At 62.7% G+C, this 22,550-nt stretch carries 18 protein-coding genes; 3 read left to right on the top strand and 15 right to left on the bottom strand.

Annotation, left to right across the window (positions count from 1 at the left end; translation table 11 throughout):
- Positions 1–34 precede the first annotated feature (34 nt).
- The 3 genes from H7688_RS20330 to H7688_RS20320 form a co-directional block, all read right to left on the bottom strand.
- Complete coding sequence (locus H7688_RS20330; RefSeq protein WP_183363092.1) at positions 35–3,169, bottom strand: multidrug efflux RND transporter permease subunit; 3,135 nt, start codon at positions 3,167–3,169, stop codon at positions 35–37.
- 218 nt (positions 3,170–3,387) lie between these two features.
- Complete coding sequence (locus H7688_RS20325; protein WP_183363091.1) at positions 3,388–6,459, bottom strand: MdtB/MuxB family multidrug efflux RND transporter permease subunit; 3,072 nt, start codon at positions 6,457–6,459, stop codon at positions 3,388–3,390.
- On the bottom strand, positions 6,456–7,877 hold the full coding sequence (locus H7688_RS20320; protein WP_183363090.1) for an MdtA/MuxA family multidrug efflux RND transporter periplasmic adaptor subunit: 1,422 nt from the start codon (positions 7,875–7,877) through the stop codon (positions 6,456–6,458). Before H7688_RS20320 ends, H7688_RS20325 begins: the two co-directional genes overlap by 4 nt.
- 369 nt (positions 7,878–8,246) lie before the next feature.
- Here H7688_RS20320 and H7688_RS20315 point away from each other — a divergent pair, with 369 nt between their 5' ends.
- Positions 8,247–8,960: a PilZ domain-containing protein gene (locus tag H7688_RS20315; RefSeq protein WP_183363089.1), complete on the top strand. Its 714-nt coding sequence runs from the start codon at positions 8,247–8,249 to the stop codon at positions 8,958–8,960.
- 18 nt (positions 8,961–8,978) lie between these two features.
- Here H7688_RS20315 and H7688_RS20310 read toward each other — a convergent pair whose 3' ends face one another.
- Positions 8,979–9,443, bottom strand: a complete 465-nt coding sequence (locus H7688_RS20310) for a metallophosphoesterase family protein (RefSeq protein ID WP_183363088.1) — start codon at positions 9,441–9,443, stop codon at positions 8,979–8,981.
- A 44-nt stretch (positions 9,444–9,487) separates the two neighbouring features.
- A complete protein-coding gene (locus H7688_RS20305) occupies positions 9,488–9,931 on the bottom strand; it encodes a tetratricopeptide repeat protein (RefSeq protein ID WP_183363087.1) in 444 nt (147 codons plus the stop codon).
- A 615-nt stretch (positions 9,932–10,546) separates the two neighbouring features.
- Between H7688_RS20305 and H7688_RS20300 the strand changes: the two genes are divergently transcribed.
- Positions 10,547–10,864 carry a hypothetical protein gene (locus H7688_RS20300; protein WP_183363086.1) on the top strand — a complete coding sequence of 106 codons (318 nt, stop codon included), beginning with the start codon at positions 10,547–10,549 and terminating at the stop codon, positions 10,862–10,864.
- A gap of 196 nt (positions 10,865–11,060) precedes the next feature.
- Here the strand turns inward: H7688_RS20300 and H7688_RS20295 are convergent, their stop codons facing one another.
- The 4 genes from H7688_RS20295 to ccsA form a co-directional block, all read right to left on the bottom strand.
- Entirely contained in the window at positions 11,061–11,567 is a 507-nt protein-coding gene (locus H7688_RS20295) for a hypothetical protein (protein ID WP_183363085.1), read from the bottom strand.
- A gap of 101 nt (positions 11,568–11,668) precedes the next feature.
- On the bottom strand, positions 11,669–13,120 hold the full coding sequence (locus H7688_RS20290; RefSeq protein WP_183363084.1) for a B12-binding domain-containing radical SAM protein: 1,452 nt from the start codon (positions 13,118–13,120) through the stop codon (positions 11,669–11,671).
- Positions 13,121–13,281: 161 nt separating this feature from the next.
- On the bottom strand, positions 13,282–13,677 hold the full coding sequence (locus tag H7688_RS20285) for an HsmA family protein (protein ID WP_246329905.1): 396 nt from the start codon (positions 13,675–13,677) through the stop codon (positions 13,282–13,284).
- Positions 13,678–13,737: 60 nt separating this feature from the next.
- Positions 13,738–14,574 (bottom strand): cytochrome c biogenesis protein CcsA, encoded by an 837-nt coding sequence (ccsA, locus tag H7688_RS20280; protein ID WP_183363083.1) that lies wholly within the window; start codon positions 14,572–14,574, stop codon positions 13,738–13,740.
- A gap of 208 nt (positions 14,575–14,782) precedes the next feature.
- Here ccsA and H7688_RS20275 point away from each other — a divergent pair, with 208 nt between their 5' ends.
- Positions 14,783–16,627 (top strand): tetratricopeptide repeat protein, encoded by a 1,845-nt coding sequence (locus H7688_RS20275; RefSeq protein ID WP_183363082.1) that lies wholly within the window; start codon positions 14,783–14,785, stop codon positions 16,625–16,627.
- A 276-nt stretch (positions 16,628–16,903) separates the two neighbouring features.
- Here H7688_RS20275 and H7688_RS20270 read toward each other — a convergent pair whose 3' ends face one another.
- The 6 genes from H7688_RS20270 to H7688_RS20245 form a co-directional block, all read right to left on the bottom strand.
- Positions 16,904–17,320, bottom strand: coding sequence for a hypothetical protein (locus H7688_RS20270; RefSeq protein ID WP_183363081.1), 417 nt, complete (start codon positions 17,318–17,320; stop codon positions 16,904–16,906).
- A gap of 17 nt (positions 17,321–17,337) precedes the next feature.
- Entirely contained in the window at positions 17,338–18,408 is a 1,071-nt protein-coding gene (locus H7688_RS20265) for a WG repeat-containing protein (RefSeq protein WP_183363080.1), read from the bottom strand.
- Between the two features lie 29 nt (positions 18,409–18,437).
- On the bottom strand, positions 18,438–19,799 hold the full coding sequence (locus H7688_RS20260; protein ID WP_183363079.1) for a cytochrome c biogenesis ResB family protein: 1,362 nt from the start codon (positions 19,797–19,799) through the stop codon (positions 18,438–18,440).
- A 9-nt stretch (positions 19,800–19,808) separates the two neighbouring features.
- A complete protein-coding gene (locus tag H7688_RS20255) occupies positions 19,809–20,645 on the bottom strand; it encodes a cytochrome c biogenesis protein (protein ID WP_183363078.1) in 837 nt (278 codons plus the stop codon).
- Between the two features lie 26 nt (positions 20,646–20,671).
- Entirely contained in the window at positions 20,672–21,844 is a 1,173-nt protein-coding gene (locus H7688_RS20250; RefSeq protein ID WP_183363077.1) for a cytochrome c biogenesis ResB family protein, read from the bottom strand.
- 172 nt (positions 21,845–22,016) lie between these two features.
- The gene (locus H7688_RS20245; RefSeq protein ID WP_183363076.1) at positions 22,017–22,526 is read right to left on the bottom strand and encodes a hypothetical protein; all 510 of its coding nucleotides are present in this window, start codon (positions 22,524–22,526) and stop codon (positions 22,017–22,019) included.
- Between the last annotated feature and the right edge of the window lie 24 nt (positions 22,527–22,550).

Here is a 22,550-nt window from a genome sequence, read left to right as displayed (position 1 = left end):
AAAAGGACCTCAGGGACACAAAATAACGCAAAAATCAGTGATCGGCATCCGGGGCGAGCTGGTTGCGGCTCTCCTCGTAGAGGCGGCGCGTTTCGCTTCTGCCGCGCTTTTTATCGAGCCAGGCACGCAGGCGGTCCAGGTAGAGGTAGACCACCGGCGTGGTGTACAGGGTCATCATCTGGCTGAAGATGAGCCCCCCCACGATGGAGATCCCCAGCGGGCGCCTGAGCTCGCTCCCCACCCCGGTACCCAGCGCCAGCGGCAGTGCACCGAAGAGCGCCGCCATGGTGGTCATCATGATGGGGCGAAACCGCAAGAGGCAGGACTCGAAGATCGCCTCGTCCGGTTTCTTCCCCTCCTGGCGTTGGGCGGCCAGGGCGAAATCCACCATCATGATGCCGTTTTTCTTGACGATGCCGATGAGGAGGATCACCCCGATGATGGCGATGAGGCTCAGGTCGGTCTTGAATAAGAGCAGCGCGAGCGCCGCCCCCACCCCCGCCGAGGGGAGCGTGGAGAGGATGGTCATCGGGTGCATGTAGCTCTCGTAGAGCATGCCGAGCACGATGTACACGGTGACGAGCGCCGCCAGGATCAAAAGCGGCTCGTTGGCGAGCGACGCCTGGAAGGCTTGCGCGGTGCCGGCGAAACTCCCCTGCACCCCGGCCGGCATGCCGACCTCCCGCGCCGCCGCCTCGATCGCCTTCACCCCTTCGCCGAGCGCCACCCCCGGCGCCAGGTTGAAGGAGAGCGTGATGGCCGGGAACTGCCCCTGGTGGTTCACGGCAAGTGCGGAGGCCGTCGGCTCGAAGTGGGTGAAGGTGGAGAGCGGCACCAGGGTCCCGCCGGTCCCGGGCACGTAGATGTCCTTCAGGGTCTCCGGGCTCTGCCAGAAGGCCGGGTCGACCTCCATCACCACGTGGTACTGGTTCAAAAGCGTGTAGCTGACCGAAACCTGGCGCTGCCCGAAGGCGTCGTAAAGCGTGTTGTCGATGGCGGCGGGGGTGATCCCCATGCGGGAGGCGGTGGCGCGGTCGATGACCAGAGTCGCCTCGCGCCCCTTGTCCTGCAGGTCCGAGTTAAGGTCCACCAGTTGCGGCACGGTGCGCAGCTTGCGCAGGAGCCGCTGCGAGGCGTCGTTGAGTTCGGTCGAGTTGGTCCCCTTCAGGGTGTACTGGTAGAGCGAGGCGCTGATCCTGCCGCCAACCCTGAGGTCCTGCACCGGCTGCAGAAAGGTGGGCGCACCGGGAATCTGGGAAAGCTTGGGGCGCAGCCTCTTGATGACCTCGGAGGCGGTTGCCTTCCGTTTCTCGAAGGGCTTCAGCGCTATGAACATCCGCGCGGTGTTGGTGGTCGAGCCCCCCCCGCCGGTGAAGCCGGTAACGTACTCTACATCGGGGTCCTGGCGGATCACGGCGACCACCCGGGCCAGCTTCTCGCTCATCGCCTGGAACGAGGTATCTTGGGCAGCCTGGATGGAGCCCGAGATGCGGCCGGTATCCTGTTCGGGGAAGAACCCCTTGGGGACCAGGCGGAACAGGAACACGTTCACCACCAGGGTGATCATGAGCACGCCGAGCATGATCCGGGTATGGCGCAGCGCCCAGCGCAGCGTGGTCTCGTAGTGTCCGTGCAGCCAGGTGAAGGAGCGCTCGGAGAAGCGAAAGAGCCAGCCGTGCTCGCGTGGCACTTCCGGTTTCAGAAGCTTCGCACTCATCATCGGGGTAAGCGTCAGCGACACCACCAGCGAGACCAGGATGGCCGCCGAGAGCGTCACGGCGAACTCGCGGAAAAGCCGCCCCACCATCCCCTCCATGAGCAGGATCGGGATGAAGACAGCGATGAGCGAGATGCTCATGGAGACCACGGTGAAGGCGATTTCCTTGCTCCCCTTCAAGGCCGCGTCCAGGGGAGAGAGCCCGGCCTCACGGTAGCGGGTGATGTTCTCCAGGACCACGATGGCGTCGTCGACCACGAAGCCGGTGGCGATGGTAAGCGCCATGAGCGAGAGGTTATCGAGCGAGTAGTCCAGGAGGTACATGACCGCGAAGGTGCCGATGATGGAGACTGCCACCGCCACGGCGGGGATCACCGTCGCCCGCACGTTGCGCAGGAACCAGAACACCACCAGGATGACCAGGACACCCGAGACCATGAGCGAGAGTTCCACGTCCTTCAGGGAGCCGCGGATGGGCGGGGTGCGGTCCAGCACCACGGAGAGGTCGACGCCGCCGGGGAGCGCCGCCTTCAGCTGGGGCAGGAGCGCGCGCACGTTGTCCACCGTCTTGATGATGTTGGCGCCCGGCTGGCGGAACAGGATCACCATGACGGCGGGTTTCGAGTTGACGATCCCCATGGTGCGGATGTCTTCCACCGAGTCCTGGACGCTCGCCACATCGGTGAGCCGTACCGCAGCCCCATTTCGATAGCTCACCACCAGGGGAAGATACTCGGCCGCCTTGCGCAACTGGTCGTTGGAGCGGACCTCCCAGCTCTGGTCGCCCTTTACCAGGTTCCCCTTGGGGCGGTTCACGTTGGTCGCGGAGATGGCGCCGCGCACGTTTTCCAGGCTCACCCCGTAGCGGTTCAGTGCCAGCGGATTCACATCAATGCGCACCGCGGGGAGTGAGCTTCCCCCCACGAAGACCTGTCCCACCCCTTCCACCTGCGAGAGTTTCTGGTTCAGGATCGAGGAGGCCGCGTCGTAGAGTTGCGGCTTGGTCATGGTGTCCGAGGTGAGCGCGATGATCATGATCGGCGCGTCCGACGGGTTCACCTTGCGGTAGGTCGGGTTGCTGGGGAGGTTGGCCGGCAGGTAGCCGCGCGCCGCGTTGATGGCCCCCTGGACGTCGCGGGCGGCGCCGTTGATGTCGCGGTTCAGCTCGAACTGCAGCGTGATGCTCGTGGAGCCGCGGTTCGAGGTGGAGGTCATCTCGGTCACCCCGGCGATGCGGCCGAACTGGCGCTCGAGCGGGGCCGCCACCGAGGTGGACATGGTCTCCGGGTCGGCGCCGGGGAGCGAGGCGCCCACCGAGATGGTCGGGAAGTCGACCTGCGGCAGCGGCGACACCGGCAAGAGTCGGAAGCCGATGATGCCCGCGAGCACCAGCCCGATGGTAAGGAGCGTGGTGGCGACCGGTCGGCGTATGAAGGTGGCGGAGATGTTCATGGTTTCCTAAATGCAGGGACTAGGGACTGGGGATTAGGGACTTGGGGAAACCCAGAAAATCTAAAAACAGGGACTAGGGATTGGGGACTGGGGGTTAGGGAAAAACCCTTAACATCAGCTCCAGCTCCGCTCGATTCCCGAAATCCCGTTTAAGCTTCTCGGGCTTCTCAAGCCCGTCTTCCCCCTAGTCCCTAGCCCCCAGTCCCTAGTCCCTGTTTTTACCCTTTCCTCATCCTGCGCGACATGCGGTCGAAGGCCAGGTAGATGACCGGGGTGGTGTAGAGGGTCAGGATCTGGCTGATGATGAGCCCCCCCACGATGGAGATCCCCAAGGGACGCCTCAACTCGCTCCCCACGCCGGTTCCGAGCGCGAGCGGCAACGCGCCCAACAGCGCCGCGAAGGTGGTCATCATGATCGGCCGGAACCTCAAAAGGCAGGCCTGGTAGATGGCCTCCTCGGGGCTCTTCCCTTCCTTCCTCTCGGCCTCCATGGCGAAATCGACCATCATGATGCCGTTTTTCTTCACGATCCCGATCAACAGGATGATGCCGATTACCGCGATGATCGAGAGCTCGCTGCGGCAGACCATGAGCGAGAAGACCGCGCCGGCACCCGCCGAGGGGAGCGTGGAGAGGATGGTAATCGGGTGGATGAAGCTCTCATAGAGCACCCCCAGGACGATGTACACGGTGATAAGCGCCGCGAGGATCAGGAGCGGTTCGTTGGTGAGCGAATCCTTGAAGGCCTGCGCGGTCCCCTGGAAGCTCCCCTTGATGCTGGCCGGCAGCCCCATCTTGGCGGTCGCCTCCTCGATGGCGGCCACTGCCCCGCCGAGCGACACACCGGGGGCCAGGTTGAAGGAGGCGGTCACGGCGGGGAACTGTCCCTGGCGGTTCACCACGAGCGGCGTGGTCCCCTCGCTGGCGCGGGTCACCGCGGAAAGCGGCACCCTGCCGCCGGTCGTGCCCGGGAGGTAGATGGTCGAGAGCCCCTGCGGCCCCTGTTTGTACTCGTCGGCCACCGAGAGGATCACCCGGTACTGGTTCAGCTCGGTGAAGATGGTGGAAATCTGGCGCTGCCCGAAGGCGTCGTAGAGCGTGTCGGTGATGGTCTGGGTGGAGACCCCAAGCCGTGCCGCGGTAGAACGGTCGATGTCGAGCGCCATCATGAGCCCCAGGTCCTGCTGGTCGGAACTCACGTCGCGGAGCTCGGGACGCTGGGAGAGCGCCTCCACGATCTTGGGAGCCCAGGCCTTCAGCTCGTCGGTATTGGGGTCCTCCAGGGTGTACTGGTACTGGGTCCGCGCCACCCGGGCGTCGACGGTGAGGTCCTGTACCGGCTGCATGAAGAGCTGGATCCCCGGCACCTTGGCGAGCTCGGGCTGCAGGCGGCGGATCACCTCGGTCGCGGAGAGGTCGCGGTCGGCAAGCGGCTTCAGGTTGATCAGGATCCTGCCGCTATTGAGCGTGGTGTTGGTGCCGTCCACCCCGATGAACGAGGAGAGGCTCTGGACCGCAGGGTCCTGCAGGATGACCCGGGCCAGCGCCTGCTGACGCTCGGCCATCGCCGCGAAGGAGATGGACTGGGGCGCCTCGGAGATCCCCTGGATGGCGCCGGTGTCCTGCACCGGGAAGAACCCCTTGGGTATCCAGATGTAGAGGAGCACGGTCACGACCAACGTTGCCACCGCCACCAACAGCGTAGTTCCCTGGTGTTTCAGGACGAACTGCAAGGACCTGCCGTAGCGCGCGATGATCCGCTCGAAGAACCGGCCGGAGGCGTGGTAGAAGCGCCCCTGTTTCTCCTCGGGGACATGCTTTAGCAGCCGGGCGCACATCATCGGGGTGAGTGTCAGGGAGACCACCGCGGAGATCAGGATGGTGACCCCGAGAGTGATGGCGAACTCGCGGAAGAGTCGCCCGACCACATCCCCCATGAAGAGGAGCGGGATGAGCACCGCGATGAGCGAGACGGTGAGCGACAGGATGGTGAAGCCGATCTGCTCGGCACCCTTAAGCGCCGCCTGCAGCGGGGTTTCCCCCTCCTCCACGTAGCGCGAGATGTTCTCGATCATGACGATGGCGTCGTCCACCACGAAACCGGTGGAGATGGTGAGCGCCATGAGCGAGAGGTTGTTGAGTGAGAAGCCCAGGAGGTACATGACCCCGAAGGTCCCCACCAGGGAGAGCGGCACCGCGACGCTCGGGATGGCAGTCGCCGGGAGGTTTCTCAAAAACAGGAAGATGACCAGCACAACGAGCCCCACGGCGAGCAGGAGCTCGAACTGGACATCCTCCACCGAGGCGCGGATGGTGGTAGTGCGGTCGGTGAGCACCTGCACCTTGATGCCGGCGGGGAGCGAGCTCTTGAGCTGCGGCATGAGCTTCTGGATGCGGTCCACCACCTCGATCACGTTGGCGCCGGGCTGGCGCTGGATGTTCAGCACCACCGCCGGAGACTGGTTCATCCAGGCGGCCTGGTTCACGTTCTCGGCGTCGTCGAGGACCTGGGCCACGTCGGTGAGCTTTATCGGCGAACCGTTACGGTAGGCGATGATGAGCGGCTTGAAGTCCTTCGAGGAGTAGAGCTGGTCGTTTGCGCCGATGATGTAGGCCTGGCGCGGTCCGTCGAAGCCACCCTTGGCCTGGTTCACGTTGGAGGCGGCCACGGCACTTCTCAGGTCCTCCAGGGTGAGCCCGTAGGAGGCGAGCGCGGTCGGGTTCGCGTGGATGCGCACCGCCGGGCGCTGGCCACCCGAGATGGAGACGAGCCCCACGCCGGGAAGCTGGGAGATCTTCTGGGCGAGCCGGGTATCCGCCAGGTCCTCCACCTGGGGTAGCGGCAGCGAGTCCGAGGAGAGCGCCAGGGTGAGGATCGGGGTATCGGCCGGGTTCACCTTGGAGTAGACCGGCGGGTTGGGGAGGTCCTTCGGGAGGAAGGTGAAGCCCGCGTTGATGGCGGCCTGCACCTCCTGCTCGGCCACGTCGAGGGAGAGGTCGAGCGAGAACTGCATGGTGATGACCGAGGCGCCACCGGAACTCGTCGAGGTCATCTGGGTGAGGCCGGGCATCTGGCCGAACTGGCGCTCCAAGGGTGCGGTGATGGCGGTGGCGACCACGTCCGGCGAGGCGCCGGGGTAGAAGGTGCGCACCTGGATGATCGGGTAGTCCACCTGGGGGAGCGCGGCGACCGGCAGGAGCCGGTAGGCCACGGCACCGGCCAAAAGGATGGCGACCATGAGAAGCGTGGTCGCCACCGGGCGGAGTATGAAGGGACGCGAGATGTTCATCGAGCCTGCCTTGCAGCCGGAGCGTTCTGGGCTCCCCTCCCCTGCGGCACGGCCGGTGCGCCAGAACCGCTCGGGGCGCCCGGACCTGCCGGGTTACCGGTGCCAGCGGGGTTCGCCAGGCTCCCCTGCGCTCCTGGGGCGGCGCCGTGCGAAGCGCCCTGACCCTGGCCACCGGGCCCTGGCTGCCCCGGTTTACCGCCCTGCCCTGCCTGACCGCCCTTGCCACGGCCGGCCTTGCTGGGATCCCTCAGATCGACCTTGCTCCCTTCGCGCAGCCTTTCCGCGCCATCCACCACCACGAGGTCACCCTCGTTCACACCGGCGCTGATCGAGGTGTCGTCCCCCTGCACCACGCCGACGGTCACCGGGCGCACCGTCACGGTACGGTCCGGCTTCACCAGGTAGACGAAGGTCCCCTGCGGCCCGCGCTGGATCGCCGAACTCCCCACCAGGACCGCCTGGCGCTTCACCTCGAGCAAGAGCCGTGCGTTCACGAACTGGTTGGGGAAGAGCTCGTTGTTCAGGTTCGGGAAGAGCGCCTTCAGGCGCACCGTACCGGTGGTGGGATCGATCTGGTTGTCGACGGTCAGAAGCGTGCCATCGGCAAGCTTCTGTTTCTGCTCCCTGTCGTAGGCCGCAACGCCCAGCTTCGCGCCGGTTTTCAGCTTGGCGAGGACCGGCGGCAGGCTGTCTTCGGGGATCGGGAAGAGCACCGCGGAGGGCTGCAGCTGGGTAATCAGGACCAGACCGTTGGTGTCGGAGGCGTGCACCATGTTGCCGGGGTCCACCTGGCGCAAGCCGACCCGACCGCTCACCGGTGCGGTGATCCGACTGTAGGTGATCTGCAATTTCGCGTTGTCGATCGATCCCTGGTCTATCTTGATGGCGGCCTGGTACTGGCGCACCAGCGATTCCTGGGTGTCCAGCTGCTGGCGGGGGATCGAGTCCTGGGACCAGAGCAGGCGGTAGCGTTCCAGGTCGACCTGGGCGTTACGCAACAGCTCGCGGTCGCGGGCCATCTGCCCCTCGGCCTGGGTAAGCTGCACCTGGAAGGGGCGCGGATCGATGAGCGCCAAAAGCTCCCCCTTCTTGACCAGTTGCCCCTCGCGGAAGCGGACCTCCATGAGTTGACCGTCCACCCGCGACTTCACCACCACGGTGTTGAGCGGGCTCACCGTCCCCAGGCCGTTCAGGTAGACCCCGACATCCCCCTTGCGGGCCGGCAGGGCCAGGACCGGCGCGGGCGGCGGCGCAGGCTTGGCAGCGTTCTTCGAGGTAGCGGCCTTTTGGCGCCCGGCGAAGAGGTACCAGCCCAGGGCGACCACGGCGACAACCAGGACGGGGATCCACCAGCGCCGTTTTCTGGCAGGGGGCGGGTAAGAGGAATCGCGCTCAGTACTGTTAAGCAGTTCGGGCATGGTCTGGCACTCACCTTATAAGAAATAGGTAGCTACAGGTCACATCGATGGGGAGACCGTACAGCCGTATTGGAAGAAAGAATACGTTAACATACCGGCACCCGGCTGTAAATTTATACCTGCTGTCGTTATGGCTGCAAAGTATCAGGACAATGGGGAAGAATTGTGAAGGCAATGTGAAGATTAGGCGAGTTTCAATCGTTGCTGAGTGTGGCAGCCGTGAACTTTGCCGGTGCGCACAGTTTATCCCTGTTGATGACGGCATTTTTGTTAAAGATGTTGTAACTCAATCCGATAACTACTCCAGAGCCGTTTCCGCAGGGGCGGCCTCCCCGGTCCCAACTCTGACCCTGACCCAAGGTGACCTCCATGAAGAAACAGCACTACAAACTGATCACTCTCGCCGACGGCAAGACCGATGCCGATGCCATCAGGGAAGTACTCGGCGCCCTGATGGAGAACCGCGTGAATAACGACCTGGTGTTGGTCAATTATTACGACGAGGTTCCAGTGAGTTACCGCTCCACCGTGACGGGGCTGGAAAGCGACGGCGTCGAGATGATCGTCCACGAGCACCAGGCCCTGATCATGAAGCACGAGAAGAGCACCTTGATCAAGAGCAGCCACTTCGAACACGGGTTGGGGGTACACTGCTTCGCAAGCTACGTGAACGTCCCGAAACGGCTGGTGATCCTGAACAACTTCAGCTATGCCCAGATCCGGGCCGAGCGCCGGGAGGCTGTCCGGGTCAAGGTGAGGGATACGGTGGTGGCACGTTTTGATACCGAAGAGGGGACACTTGCGGGAAACCTGGTGGACATCTCGGGAATCGGCCTGTCGCTCGCCTGTGAGGCTACACCGATGCTGCACCCCGGACAAACCGGCGCGTTTTCCTTCATGCTCGGCGGGACGGCGGTCCAGGCGCCGGGGAGCTTCGTGAGGGCCAACCAGGTCGATGACGGCAGTCTCTGCATGTTCAAGATCAGCCCGGACCGCCGCAACGACGGTTTGATCAGCCAGTTCATCTATCAGCGCCAGGTCGAGATCGTGCGCGAATTGAAGGAAATGGTGGAGGTAGCCTAAAGCGCCGCTCTCCCAGGATCAGCGCAGCGCCCCCAGGTCAACGATCTCCGCCCGTAGTTCTCCGTGCTGCAGCGTAAGAAGCGCCACGCTCACCGGGAGCCGAAAGCGCCGCGGCCCCGCACTCCCGGGGTTCAGGTAGAGCACCCCGTCGCGAGTTTCGACGAGTGCCCGGTGCGAATGCCCGGTGACGATCACCCGCACCTCCGGGTCGGCCGGCTGTTCCAAAAGCTCGTGGCGGTCGTGCAGGATCAGCAGGCGAACCCCTTCCAAGGTGATCTGCTGGCGCTGCGGGAACTCCGCAACCCAGGCACCGCGGTCGACGTTGCCGCGCACTGCCGTCACCGGCGCTACCGCCCTAAGGGCGTAGATCACCTCCGGTGTTCCGATATCCCCGGCGTGAATGATGTGGTTCACGCCCCTCAGTATCCTGAGCGCCTCGGGCCTGAGTAGCCCGTGTGTATCCGAGATGACCCCGATCAGCATCACTCCCTCTGTCCCAGGTTCGCCGGTCGAAAGTATCCGCCCTCTTATTTGCCGCTGGCCTTGAGCGCCCGTTCGAGGTCACGATACTCCTCGCAGTTGCCACAGATCGCTTTCAAAGCGGCCAGATCTTCCCGCGCCTTCTCCGGTTCCTTGTTCAAAAGATACGCCTCGCCCCGGTACTCGTGAGCTCCCAGGTGCTTCGGATCGAGCGCCAAAGCCCGGTCATAGGCCTTGAAGGCCTCGCGCAGGTTCCCGGTTTTGCGGTAGGAGAAGCCCAGGTAGTTGTAGGCGTCAGCGCTGCGCGGATCGCTTTTCAGGTACTTTTTCAGCGAGGTGATCGCTTCCTGATATCTGCTGTTGTCGATGCTCTGCTTGATTTCCTTAAGACTCGGAGCGCTCTCCCGTTGGGAAAAGCCTTCAGAGCCGCCCCCACTTGCCACGGCGACTGCCGGCACTGCCAACATTGCCAGAACGAATAATCCTTTCATGACATCCCTCCTCAAGGCCAAGTGACGTCCGAAGCAGAACCCCAAAAACACCAAAGCCGCCCAAGCCGGTGCTGCACGGCTAAAAGCGGCTGGCTGGATAGCGAACCCGAAGTTCCTCGGCCGATCCGTGAGCTGGTAGACACCTCATTTCGATGTGGATCCTCCCGGCTAAAAGACCGAGTGGATACTATTACTTCTTTTGTAGGCGCGACTCGCCACAGCTGTCAAGGAAAAGCTCCTGAGCACACAGTCCGCTTCGTTACTGTCAACGCCACCTCGTACAGGTACCCAAAGACGTAGCTCACGCGCCCTTGCAACATACCAGCTGGGGTGTTTGACATAGCATGGGCCCATGCTAATACTTGTGTGTCGCGGTTCCGGACCATTACTCGCCGGTATAGCGCCGGTAGGATGCTAGGGGTTAGGGACTGGGACTGGGGAATCAGCTGACGAGCTGGGATGGCAACAGCAGGACGTGGACTGGTCCCCAACGGTTCAGGGAAAAGATCCAGAGAGAAGTCCCCTCTTCATCCTGCGGGAGGGTCCCACGTTGAGAAAGCCAGGCACCATATCACCACAGATGGCAGCGTCACAAAGCGCCACGGGGAGGAAGACATGAGAAAGTATGTGCTGATCGTCGGGTTGCTGGTCTGGTCACTGCTGCCTCTGCAAGGTCTGGCGGCAACGTTCGAGGAGCCGGTACAGCTCCCCCCGGGGCGGACCGACCAGCGGGACAAGTCCCAGGAAGACGACTGCGACTGCTGCCAGAAGTGCAAGGCAGCCAAGAAGCCGATCACCACCAGCGAGGAAGGGACCGAGGATGACAACAAAAGCGGCTGCGAGCAGTGCTGCGAGCGCTGCGGTAGAAAGCTCCCCGGCTCCCCCCAGGACACCCCGCCGGACATTATCGAAAAGGGGAGAAGCAGGGATTAGAGGCAAGGGACTAGGGGCTAGGGACTGGGGACTGGGGACTAGGGACTAGGGGCTGGAGATCTGGATCTCGCAGAGGCTAGCGTTCGGGTGCCGAAATAAAAACCAGTCCCGTTCAAGGGGTTCCCGCCTTTCCCCTAGTCCCTAGTCCCCGATCCCTAGTCCCCGCCTTTTCCCCAGTCCCTAGCCCCTGACTCACTCACATCTTCCTGCTGTCGTAGGCCCAGTGCAGGAGCGCCTGGCGCTGCTTGCGACGGCAACTTAAGACTCCCTCCGGGCAGTTCTTGCGTAATTGCCCGATGTGCCTGGCGATCGCCTTCCAGCGCTTGATCTGGCGCTGGTCGTCCGGTCCCCGCCGCCCCAGGTAGTACCGGCAGTACCATTGGAACCAGCCGCGCGGATCGTCGCTGTGGATCCACCCTTTTTCCCGCCAATATGACAAAGGCTTCGATGCGTTCACTCCGAAGAAGTTGAGTTTCGGATCGTGGAACTCATGGCAGAGCTTCGCGTGTTCGAACCAATCAGCAGGAAACTCGTCGCGGCAATCGGTCAGGTACTTCCCCCCGAACACTCCCAGTTCCAAAAGCTCCTTGGGTGTCAGTTCGGGCCTGAATTCCGGATCGAAGTTCTCCCCAACCGGCTCGGTGAGGTAGTACACGTAATCGGTCTGCATCAGGTCGTTCACCACGACCTTTTTTGCTTTCATGAAGAACCTCCGGTACTGACTGAAGCAGAGCCCTCAACTCGGCACGGTCCGCACCATGCGCTTCCCTTGTTTTCGAGGGTGGTGCCGCGGTCCACGCCCGCCTATTTCTTCCCACCGAGTTTTCCCGGCATCATCGCCTTTACCAGCATCCCGAACTTCTTCATGACAAACGGGCTCGCCATGATGAGCTTGGTGGCGCGCACCATGTAGCCGCGCCTGAACTCGTCCTTCATGGTCATCACCTCGAACATCTTCCCCATGTAGAACTTGCGGAAACAGTCGGTGAGCGCCAGGTCGAGCTGGGCAAGGGTCAACTGGTGCGGCTCGAGTACCGGGTCGATCAGGTTGAAACGCGCCAAATCGCTCTCGCGGATCAGCTCCTTGAGTTCCTGATAGAGCGGGGTACCGGGCCAGGGGGTGAGCGGAAGAAAGTTGGCCGCGTCGGGGTTGAGCAGTTGGGCGAACTTGAGCCCATGGGCGACGCTCTGCGCGGTGTCGTCGGGGAAGCCGAGGACCAGCGAGATCTCCGAGACGATGCCGTGCTCCCGCAACAGTTCCACCGCCTGCTGCGCCTCCTCGACCTGCTGCCCCTTGTGCACCTGGTCGAGCCGGGCCTGTTCCAGCGATTCCACCCCTATGGAGACATGGATCACGCCGGCCTGTTTGTACTTGGCGACGATGTCACGATCCCGGATCAGGTCGGAGACCCGGGTCTCGAGGATCAGGCGGACCGGCAGCGCGCGTTCGATGAGCAGGTCGAGCAGCCTCTCCCAGCGTTCGGCGTCGCGGGTCGGGTGCTCATCGGTGAGCTGCAGCAGGTCGACCCCGTAGCGCTCGTGAAGCAGGGCAATCTCATCCACCACGGCCTCGGGGTTGCGGCCGCGCCAGGAGTGTCCCCAGAACGTCTGCTGGGAGCAGAAGCTGCAGTCGTGGGCGCAGCCGCGCGAGCTGCTGAGCGAGCCGAACCGGGAATCGGGCAGCACCTGGTAGCGGTAGTTGTCCCAGTCAAGGAGGTCCCAGGCTGCAGGGAGCCGGTCCAGGTCGGTTTCGGGAGCCCGCCCGGGGCTCACCACGACACTATCCCCCTGGCGCAGGGCGAGGCCGGCAACCGTTGCGGGGTCGCCGCCCTGCGACAGCGTTTCCAGGAGTTCCCGGAAGGTCCCCTCCCCTTCCCCGAGCACCACGAAGTCCACGGCGGGAGAGTTTTCCAGGATCTCGCGGTACTTGAAGCTTGCATGCACCCCGCCCAGCACGGTCAGCGTCGCCGGATTGATCTTCTTGGCGAGTTCCAGGATGCGCAGCGCGTCGTTGGCCGTGGCGGTGACGGCACCGACCGCAACCAGCTCCGGAGCGGCGGCAGCCAGGTGCGCCTCGATCTCCGGGAAGCCGTGGTTCAGGACCTGGGCGTCGTAGATCTCCGGCTGCGCTCCAGCCTGGCGCGCCGCACCGGCCAGGTAGACCAGGTTGAGCGGAATCCAGCGTCCCAAGACATCGGTGAGACCGTAGTGGTAGGGAGGGGTGACCAGCAGGACTTTTTTGGAGAGAGAGGACATAGGACCACTTACAATTGACGATTGACAATGGACAATTGACGATTAACTGCAAAGTCTAAACAAGAGAAACGTCATCCTAATATACTAGTGATAAATGTTTATCTGTCTAGTTCTGCCATTCAGCTTTTCATTGTCAATTGTCAGTTGTCAATTGTCCACTGTTACCGTCCGTGCATCCTCATCATTCCGGAGATGGCGCCGGAGAAGAAGGCAATCAGCCAGCAACTGTAGATGGTGAGACTTACCCGGTGAAAGACCCGGTTCACGGACTCGGTCTTGTGGGCCAGGGCGGCGATGAGCGCCAACAGGAAGTGGAAGGCCATCCCGCCCAAGGACGCGATGCCGGTGATGTTGTGCCACTCCGGCGCCTTGCCGAAGCTCTGCGCGAAGATGTTCATCTGGTGGGTTCCCAGGTAGTCGCACAAAAGACCGATACCGAAGATCACCAGGTGCTTGGCGTGCAACCCCTGACGCCGCCCGCTGAACACGGCCCAGGTGTAGAAGATGAGGGCCAGGTTCATCCAGATCACGGCCTGCAGGAGAATGGTTTTTTCCATAGGGGTGCCTCAGACTCGACGGCGCAGCGGCAGGAAAAGCGCAGCCGCACCGGATGCGGCTTAACGGACCTGGAAGACGTGCAGGCTGGAGTTGACCACGAAGGTGACCCCGAAGAAGGAGATGACCACGGTGGTAAGGGCCAACACCGCGAGCCAGGCCTGCTTGCTCCCCTTGCACCCCATGGTGACCCTGAGATGGATGATGACGCCGTAGATGAGGTAGGAGATGAGCGACCAGGTCTCAACCGGATCCCAGTTCCAGTAACTCCCCCAGAGCCCTTCGGCCCAGATGGAACCGGCGACCAGCATGATAGAGTCGGTGACGAAGCCGAAGACGATGTAGCGGAAGATCAGCTCGTCCAGGCGCTCCAGGCTGGGGAAACGGTCGTAGAAGGGGTGCAGTTCATGGTCGCCGGCAGCGGGGCGTTTCAGGAGATACATGACGCCGGCGGCCATGGCCAAGGTGTAGGAGCAGAAAGAGAGCCACGCGAAGTAGACGTGGATGTAGAGCCAGCCGGTCTTGAGGCTCGCGGCCATCGGGTTCAAGGTCGGGCTGCGCATCACCCCGTACCCCATCATCACCACGACCAGCGGCACCGTGGCTGCGGCCAGGGGCTGCAACTCCTTGTTGCGCCGGGCCACGAACAGCGATCCCGCAATGATGAACCAGCCACCCATCAGCGAGTATTCGTAGTCGCCCGACCAGGGGAGATGGCCGGTACTGGCAAAGCGCGCCGCGATGGTAGCACTGTGCAGCACCAGTCCCGCCGTAAGCAGCGCGGTCAGCTTGGGGAGCGGACGCTCGTTCTTGAAAACGATGGAGTAGATGAATCCCCCGCACACTATCGTATAGATGCTGAGGGTGATCCAGAAGAGTATGGTTTCCCAGTTAGACATGCCCGTGCGCCCTGTAGAGAAGTCCTCATGGCACGTGGATTTCCGTGCTGCGTGACCATAGCACCACCGTTTCGAGGTCGTCAACAGAATTTCCAGATACTAGGAGTAAGAACACGCAGATAGCTAGCGGTTAACTCAGGGGTTGCCGAAGCAGTTGCACGCCATCACCTCCTGAGGTAGTATCGGCCAGTCCATCCTTGGAGACACGATGCAGAAAACCGATTTCCCCAGAGCGCTTGGTAAAGACACCAGCCGACTCAAGCTGGTGCTCGCCCCTTTGCTGCTGGTCTGCCTTACCGCGGCGGTCTATGCACAGGTCGCACAGCACCGATTCGTCTCCTTCGACGACACGCTCTACCTGACGGCCAACCCGAACCTGTCCCGCGGGCTCTCGGCCGAGGGGATCCGCTGGGCCTTCACCTCACTGTACGGAAGCAACTGGCATCCGGTGACCTGGCTCTCGCACCTGGTTGACGTCCAGCTCTTTGGGATGGCACCCGCAGGACACCACCTCGTCAACGTGGCGCTACACATCGTTGCCGTGCTGCTACTCATGTACTTTCTGCACCGGGCAACCGGTGCCTTCTGGCGCAGTTGGCTGGTGGCAGCCCTGTTCGCACTGCACCCTCTGCACGTCGAGTCAGTCGCCTGGGCCGCCGAGCGCAAGGACGTCTTAAGCGGCCTGTTCTTTTTTCTCACCCTCATCCTGTACCGCCGCTACGCCGAGCGGCCCGGACAGCCGGGCTACCTGCTCACCCTGACTGTCTACCTGCTCGGGCTTATGGTGAAGCCGATGCTGGTCACCCTGCCACTGCTCCTGGTACTGGCCGATTACTGGCCGCTTAAACGCCTCGACCTCAGCGGCACTCCCCGCATCAGCTGGACTCAGCTGAAACCCCTCGTCCTCGAGAAAGTGCCGTTTCTCGCCGCAGCCATCGCCTCGGTCCTCGTTACCGTCGTCGCGCAGCAGCGCGGAGGGTCCGTCATGGACCTGCAGCGCATCCCGTTACTCCTCAGGCTCGAAAACAGCGCGCTCTCTTACGTTCGGTACCTGCTCAAAACCGCCTGGCCCAGCGACCTTGCCGTATTCTACCCGTTTGCCGACCAGCTCCCCTGGTGGCAGGTGCTTGGCGCGCTCTGCTTCATCATTCTCACCTCGTACCTGGTGCTCCGTTTCGGCCGCCGCCATCCCTACCTTCCCGTCGGCTGGTTCTGGTACCTGATCACCCTGGTACCGGTCATCGGGCTGGTGCAGGTCGGTGGGCAGGCAATGGCCGATCGCTACAGTTACCTGCCGCTAGTCGGGATCTTCCTGGCAGTGAGCTGGGGGCTTGCCGAGCTCACCGGGCAGTATGAGCCGGCGCGCCACTGGTTTCCTGCAGCAGCGGCGCTCGGAATCCTGCTGCTGGCAACTGTCAGCTGGCACCAGGTGGGTTACTGGAAGGACAGCATCACCCTGTATCGGCACACGATTGAGGTGACCCGGGACAACAGCATCATCCTGGACAACCTGGGAGTCGAACTCCTCGAGCAGGGAGACCTGGCGGGAGCCATCGAGTCCCATCTGGCGTCCCTGCGCATCAATCCGCAGTTCGCCACTGCCCACTACAACCTGGGGTTCGCCCTGGACACCAAAGGGGATTTGGATGGCGCGATGCAGGAATACCGGACGGTGCTGCGCCTCAACCCCAACCATTTCGAGGCGCTTAACAACTTGGGGTATGACCTGCAGCAGCGTGGCGACCTCGCCGGAGCGATCGCGTCCTTCGAGCGAGCCAGCCAGCTGCGTCCGGAGCTCCCCATGCCCAGGATCTCGCTGGGAACAGCGCTGGTGAATGCAGGCGAGCTCCCCCGGGCCATCTCCGTATTCCGGGAGGTGCTGCTGATGGCCCCCGACAACCTCAAAGCCCGCAGCAACCTTGGCGTGGCGCTGGCGCGCCAGGGGAACCTGGAAGCGGCGAGCCGCGAGTTCGAGACCGTTCTCCAGATGAACCCTCAGGACCCGGTAGCCCGCCAGAACCTGGAGCGCGCCCGGGCGCAGCTCGGGAAGTAGCGCATCGTCCCAACACGCGCATGCCCCGGGCTTCCGGAATCAAAGAAGCCGCAGGAGCTCGGCCCAACCTCCCCCGCGGGCAGCTTATCCGTTCTTCCCTAACCTCCGTATCTCCCCGATAGTCCTGATAGTTGCTGAGCATACCTCCAAGCCAGCAGCGCATCAGCGTTCGTACTACGAACGGTCTTATAGACCCCAAAAAAAACGAGCCGCGATGCACTGGGCACCGCGGCTCGTTGTCGTCAAACGCCGCGTATTGTCCTCAAGCCACAGGGGCTAGGCGAGACGGGCTCGATACTCATCGGGGAGACTCTCCTTCAAAACGGCAACCTTCTTCTGCATGCGCCGCCAGGCTACCACACCCCAGACCACCGCGGTGAACATCATCACGTGCTTCACGGCCAGCGCCGGTACCTGCAGTTTATCGGCTGCGTTGGCCCACTCGAAGCTCGTGTAGAAGATGGTGCGCGGCACCCCGCCCAGCACCACCCACCACAGCGCGAACTTGAACAGCTTCACCATCTTCTGGTTGGTCTTGAGGAAGAACAGGGTCGCCTCGGGAGTATCCATCACCCTCTGGATCTGGATGATGGCGTGCAGGGCAAACCCGCTCCCCACGAGCAGGCCGGTGGCCATGTCGTGGAAGTAGTTGTTCATCATGATGGCGACGCCGAGTCCCGGACCGATCTGCATGCTGAGTTCCTTATTCCTTACTGGTCTTTTCTGAAGTGGGTGTTGTAGTGGGTGTACTGGTCGATGGCGCGCTGGTCCCACACGAAGCGGGGCTCGGCCACCAGTTTCCCTTCCTTGTTGATCAGGCCGCATTTGCCGTTCACGCGCACCGGAGCGTAGCCGTCAACGAAGATCGAACCCGATTCGAACTGCGGCTTGATCACCATCTTGCCGGTCTTGTCCATGTAGCCCACCTGGTTTTCCACCATGACCGGTGCGAGCCCCTCGGAGAACAGCGTGGGATTGGGATAGCTCTTGTCGGTGATCGGCTTCCCGGTGCGGTCGATGAGGGTCCAGTTTTTCTCCTGGCGTACCGCGGCGACACCGTTGTTGAAGCTGGTTCCCTGGTCGTACTGAGCCGGGATCACCAGGTTGCCGGTCTTGTCGACGTAGCCCACCTTGCCGAACTTGCCGTTGACTTTCACCATGGCAAGACCGTCGCGGAACATCGCCGCATCGTAAAACTGCGGGGGGATCACCATCTTGCCGCTCTTGTCGATGTAGCCGTGGTTCTTGCCGACCTTCACCGCCGCTAGCCCCTCGGAGAAGTGGGAGGCATCGTCGAACTGCGGCTTGATGGCGAACTTGCCTTCCTGGTCGATGAACCCTGCCTTGTTGCCGCCCTTCTCCGGGACGATCACCGCCGCAACCCCTTCGGTGTAGATGAAGGTTGAGACGAAGTCGTAGCCGGTGATCTCCTTGCCGGACTGCCCGATGTAGGCGTAGCGGCTCCCCTTGCGCACCGCGGCGCGACCGTTGAGAAACGGCGAGGCGGACTCGAAGGTTGCCGGGATCACCAGCTTGCCGTTCACGTCGATGAAGCCGTTCTTGCCGTTGACCTGCACCACCGCGAGCCCCTCGGAAAACACCGAGGCGGAATCGAACTGGGGCGGGATCACCGTGGTACCGGTGGGATCGCAGTACCCGTACTTCCCGTTGAAGTTCACCAGGAAGCGGTAGGAGTTGTCCAGCTTAACCACCTTTTCCTCGCGGTGGCAGCCGGTAGCGACGCAAAGCGCAACCAGGCACAAAAGAATCAGACGTTTCATGGTATCTCCTCGGTACAGAATCAAAACAGCTAGCCGGCCAAAGGTGGGCCGAACAGTTCCGCAAAGAGCTTGGCAAATTCGTCTTCGGCGAGTTTCTTGTAGTACTCGGATTTGCCCGCCACCACCAGGCAGCGCTGCCCGTTCTTCTCGCGGAACGCCCCCACCAGTTCGCGCCGGTAGAAGAGCAGGCGCCAGATCACCGCGATGGAGGCGATGGCGAAGCCCAGGTAGACCAGCGAGAGACCGCGCTGCTTGATGACGTAGAAGCGGACCCAGTAAGGGCAGTCCTTCATCTCGAGGCGGTAGCCGTCCACCAGGTTTAGCCCCCCCAAGAGCGGCACGTCACCCTCGGCAGCCTTCTTCCCGTCGCGTTCGGCGACCAGGAAAAAAGTGGGGTTGTTGAATTCCATCGACTTGGTGCTGCGCTTGCCGTCCTTGAACTGGTAATCGGGGTAGTAGCGGGCCGTGAAGATAAAATCTCCCAGACGAAAGGTGTCGGCCTTGCCCCCCACGACGTCCAGCTTGAAGAAGTTTCCCCCCACCTCGCGCCCCGACGGATCCTTCAGCACGAACAGCGGGGCCACCCCCAGGTGCTTGAAGACGAAGGAGGAGTGCGCGGTCGACAGGGGTTTGTTGATGTCGACGACATGCTCCGCACCGCTGGTTTCCTTCACCTTTACCGTGATCCCGGTCGGTGTGTTGCGCACCACCTGCGGTTTGACGCTGGTGACGGTGAAGGCGACTCGGGGCAGGCTGCCGACCTTGGGGAGCTTCGGGCTGGGGGTGACGTTGTACTGAGCCAGGGAGCCGTCGAAGGGCTCACCCACGGCGAGATCGACGAAGCCGATGAACTCGGTGTAGAAGCTGATCAGCCCCCCCAGGAGGATCAGGAAGAAACTCAGGTGGAAGAGTACCGAGGCGATGGGGGAGAGCCGGTTCTTCACGGCGTAAAACCCGGAGCCGTTACTGACCATGGCGAAGCCGCGCTTCTTGAGGGCGTTCACCATGCCGGCTTCGTCAGTCCCCTGCGCTACCGAATAGGCTGCCCGGAAGACGTACCCCCCGCCGGTCTCGGGATCCACGATGCGCGCTTCCGGCATCTCGATCCGTTTGAAGATGAGGGGGATGCGCTGCCACATCACCAGGGACAGGTTCAAAAAGAACAGCCCCCAGAGGGTGACCGTGACCCAGGAGGTGTAGATGCTGGTCAGCTGGAAGAAGTCGAGCCAGGCCACCAGCTGCGGCGACTGGGTCTTCCACTGAAAGTAGATATCCTTCAAGAGGCTCTTTTGCGGCACCCAGAGCCCGAGCGCCAGAAGGGCCCCGAGCAGGGCGATCAACACGATGGTAAACCGCAGGGAACGCAAGTATTTCAGAAGCTTGTCGAGCATCGTCGCCGGTTACCTTACCTGGAACATGTGCAGACTGGTATTGACCACCAGGTTGACGCCGAAGAAGCAGATGATCACGGTGCTGAGCGCGCAGATGGCGAGCCAGGCCAGCCGGTTCTCCTTCCAGCCGAAGGTCACCCTAAGGTGAATGGTGATGCCGTAGGTAAGCCAGGAGATCAGCGACCAGGTCTCGACCGGGTCCCAGTTCCAGTAGCCGCCCCAGAGGTCCTTGGCCCACAGCGACCCGGCAGCCATCATGATGGTATCGGTGATGAAACCGAAGACGACGTAGCGGAAGATCAGCTCGTCCAGGTGCTCGAGGGACGGGAAACGGTCGTAGCTCGGGTTAGGGACCGGCTGCTGCAAGTTCTTCTTTTTCTTGAGGTAGAGCACGCCGGCGGCCATGGCCAGGGAGTAGGCCCCGAAGGCGAGCCAGGCGAAGTAGACGTGGATGTAGAGCCAGATGGTCTTCAGGCTCGCTGCCTTGGGGGTGAGGCCGGGGTTCTGCATGTAGCCGTACCCCATCATGATGATCACCAGCGGCAGGGTTGCCACGGCGAGCCCCTGCAGCTGCTTGTTGCGCCAGCCGACCCAGAGTGTGCCGCAGATGATGAACCAGCCCCCCATCAGCGCGTACTCGTAGTGTCCCGACCAGGGGAGGTGCCCGGTCGCCTCGAAGCGGGCCCCGATGGCGATGGTGTGGGCCACCGCGCCCACCGCCAGCAGGGTGAACATCCGGGGCATCACCTTCGGGTTCTTGAAGATGAAGGAGTAGAGGAACCCGCCGCAGGAGAGCGAGTAGACCACGAGTGCAACCCAGTAGAAGATCATTTCCCAATATGCCATGTTACCCTCGTATCTCGTGTAAAGGTTTAACCCTGCGTCAGGATCTCTTGAGCGGCAGTGCCCACCGCACCGACCCGGCAGCTGCCGGCGACATTTTCCAGCCAAACCCGTTGCCGACCTACCGCCAGCCTCAGAATCAGGCCGAGCACCGCAAGCACCGCGCCGGCCATCAGCAGGGGTTTGTGGCGGCGGTGCACCACGTGCAGTTCCGACCAGACCCCCATGCGTTCCACCGCGAAATCGATGTTGCCGGAGCTCTGCATCCGGTCACCCTGGAAGACCAGTTCCTTGTCGACCAGGACCAGAGAACCCTGGCGAAGCGTGAGCTTGAGCCGGCTCGTCTCGGGCTGGTAGAAGACCTCGCCGTCCAGGTTGTTGTTCACGAAGGCCCCGTAGAAGCTGTAGCCGTGTTCCGGGGTCACCAGCGGATCGAGCAGCACCGACCCGGCGAAGACCTGGTTCACCTTGTCGATGGTGACCAGGAGCTTCGGCTCGTAGACCATCTTCGACATGTAGATGTCGAAGCTCCCCAGGGGGAAGGGATCCGGGCACTTGAGGATGGTCTTCTTCGCATCGCCGTTGGGGAACAGGAAGGCGACCTCGGTGGCGCCGCGCGGATAGTCTTTGTTCGGATTGATCTGCCGCACGATCTTCAACTGGGGCAGTTGCTTCGGGGAGCCGGTCAACGGACCGGTGAGCAGGTCCCGGTAGGACTCCAGCTTGTTGAGGTCGGTGGCGCGCCCCTGGCCGTCCAAGAGGGTGCCGGAGAACTGGTAGAGGTTGTCGAAGGCTCCGGTCGCCAGGGTCAGCAACAACCCGCCGTAGACCAGCACCGTTCCCCAGTAGCCGAAATCCGGCTTCTCTCCGTAGCTGCCGTTCTCGACGAACCGGAAGCCGCCCGCCGTCAAGCGCTCGCGCACCCGCTCGGGGGGCTCTGCCGGGTCCAGCGTGTAGCGGGGGGTACCGGTCGCACCGTAACGGATCCCGCTACCAAGGCGCACCAGGTAGTAGGCCAGCCGCAGGGCAACCAGCAGGGCCAGGCAGATGTTGTTGACCAGCAGCGGGATCTTGACCCCCGGCAGTGGCAGGGGGAGGTGCCAGGCGACCTTCAGCACCGCCAGCAGCGGGATGACCAGAAAGATGGCCAGAGGCCAGGGGGATACCAGGACCCCTCTCAGTAGCGTTGCTCCCTTGTTCATGCGCTGGAATACTTCCTTGTCTGGGTTCAGGAACCTGCGCTACGACAGGTCCTGCCCTGGGTTGGGAGCCCCTGGGGGCTGCGGGGCCGTCAGCCGCCCTTCGGGAAGGCTCGACGTATCGGTAACGTTTCGGCTATGTGGCCGCAAACTTTAAGGGAAACTTCCCTCGGCACTACCCCTTAGGCTTCAACTCGGTCTGGTTGATCCCGGTCAACTCGAAGGTCCCCTTCTTGGAACGGCCGATCACCAGCCTTAGCTGCTTGACTTTCTTCTCGTACTGCACCGCATAGACGAAGACCTGGAACTTGTCCTGGGGACGGACACTGTGCTCGATGAGCTTGGCATCCTGGAAGGTCCCGGTCTCCGCCACCTGCCGCTTCCAGAGGTCCACGAAACGCTCCTCGGCACCAACCTCCCGGAACCCGGCAGAGGCCTGGCGGTAGATCTCGGCGAACTGCCCTTGCTTGACCTGGTTAAGCACCCGGTCGCGTACCGGCGCCGCCTCGGCCTCGTCCCGCTTGTCGGCTTGGGTGGCAGCCGCCTGCGGAGCGGCACCGGCGGCAGCCTGGGGCTGGGGAGCGGCCGGGGCCGGAGCCTGGGCGTTTTCCTGTTTCTTGCTGCAGCCCACCAGGGCGACCAGCAGGACGAGGGCGAGAGTGATGCGTGAACGGGTAGTTTTCATGGTGTCTCCTGTTTCCAGGGAGCC

The organism is Geomonas limicola (assembly GCF_014193675.1).
GTDB lineage: Bacteria > Desulfobacterota > Desulfuromonadia > Geobacterales > Geobacteraceae > Geomonas > Geomonas limicola.
The sequence above is the reverse complement of the archived record's forward strand: the minus strand, read 5'-3'. Positions and strand labels throughout refer to the sequence as shown.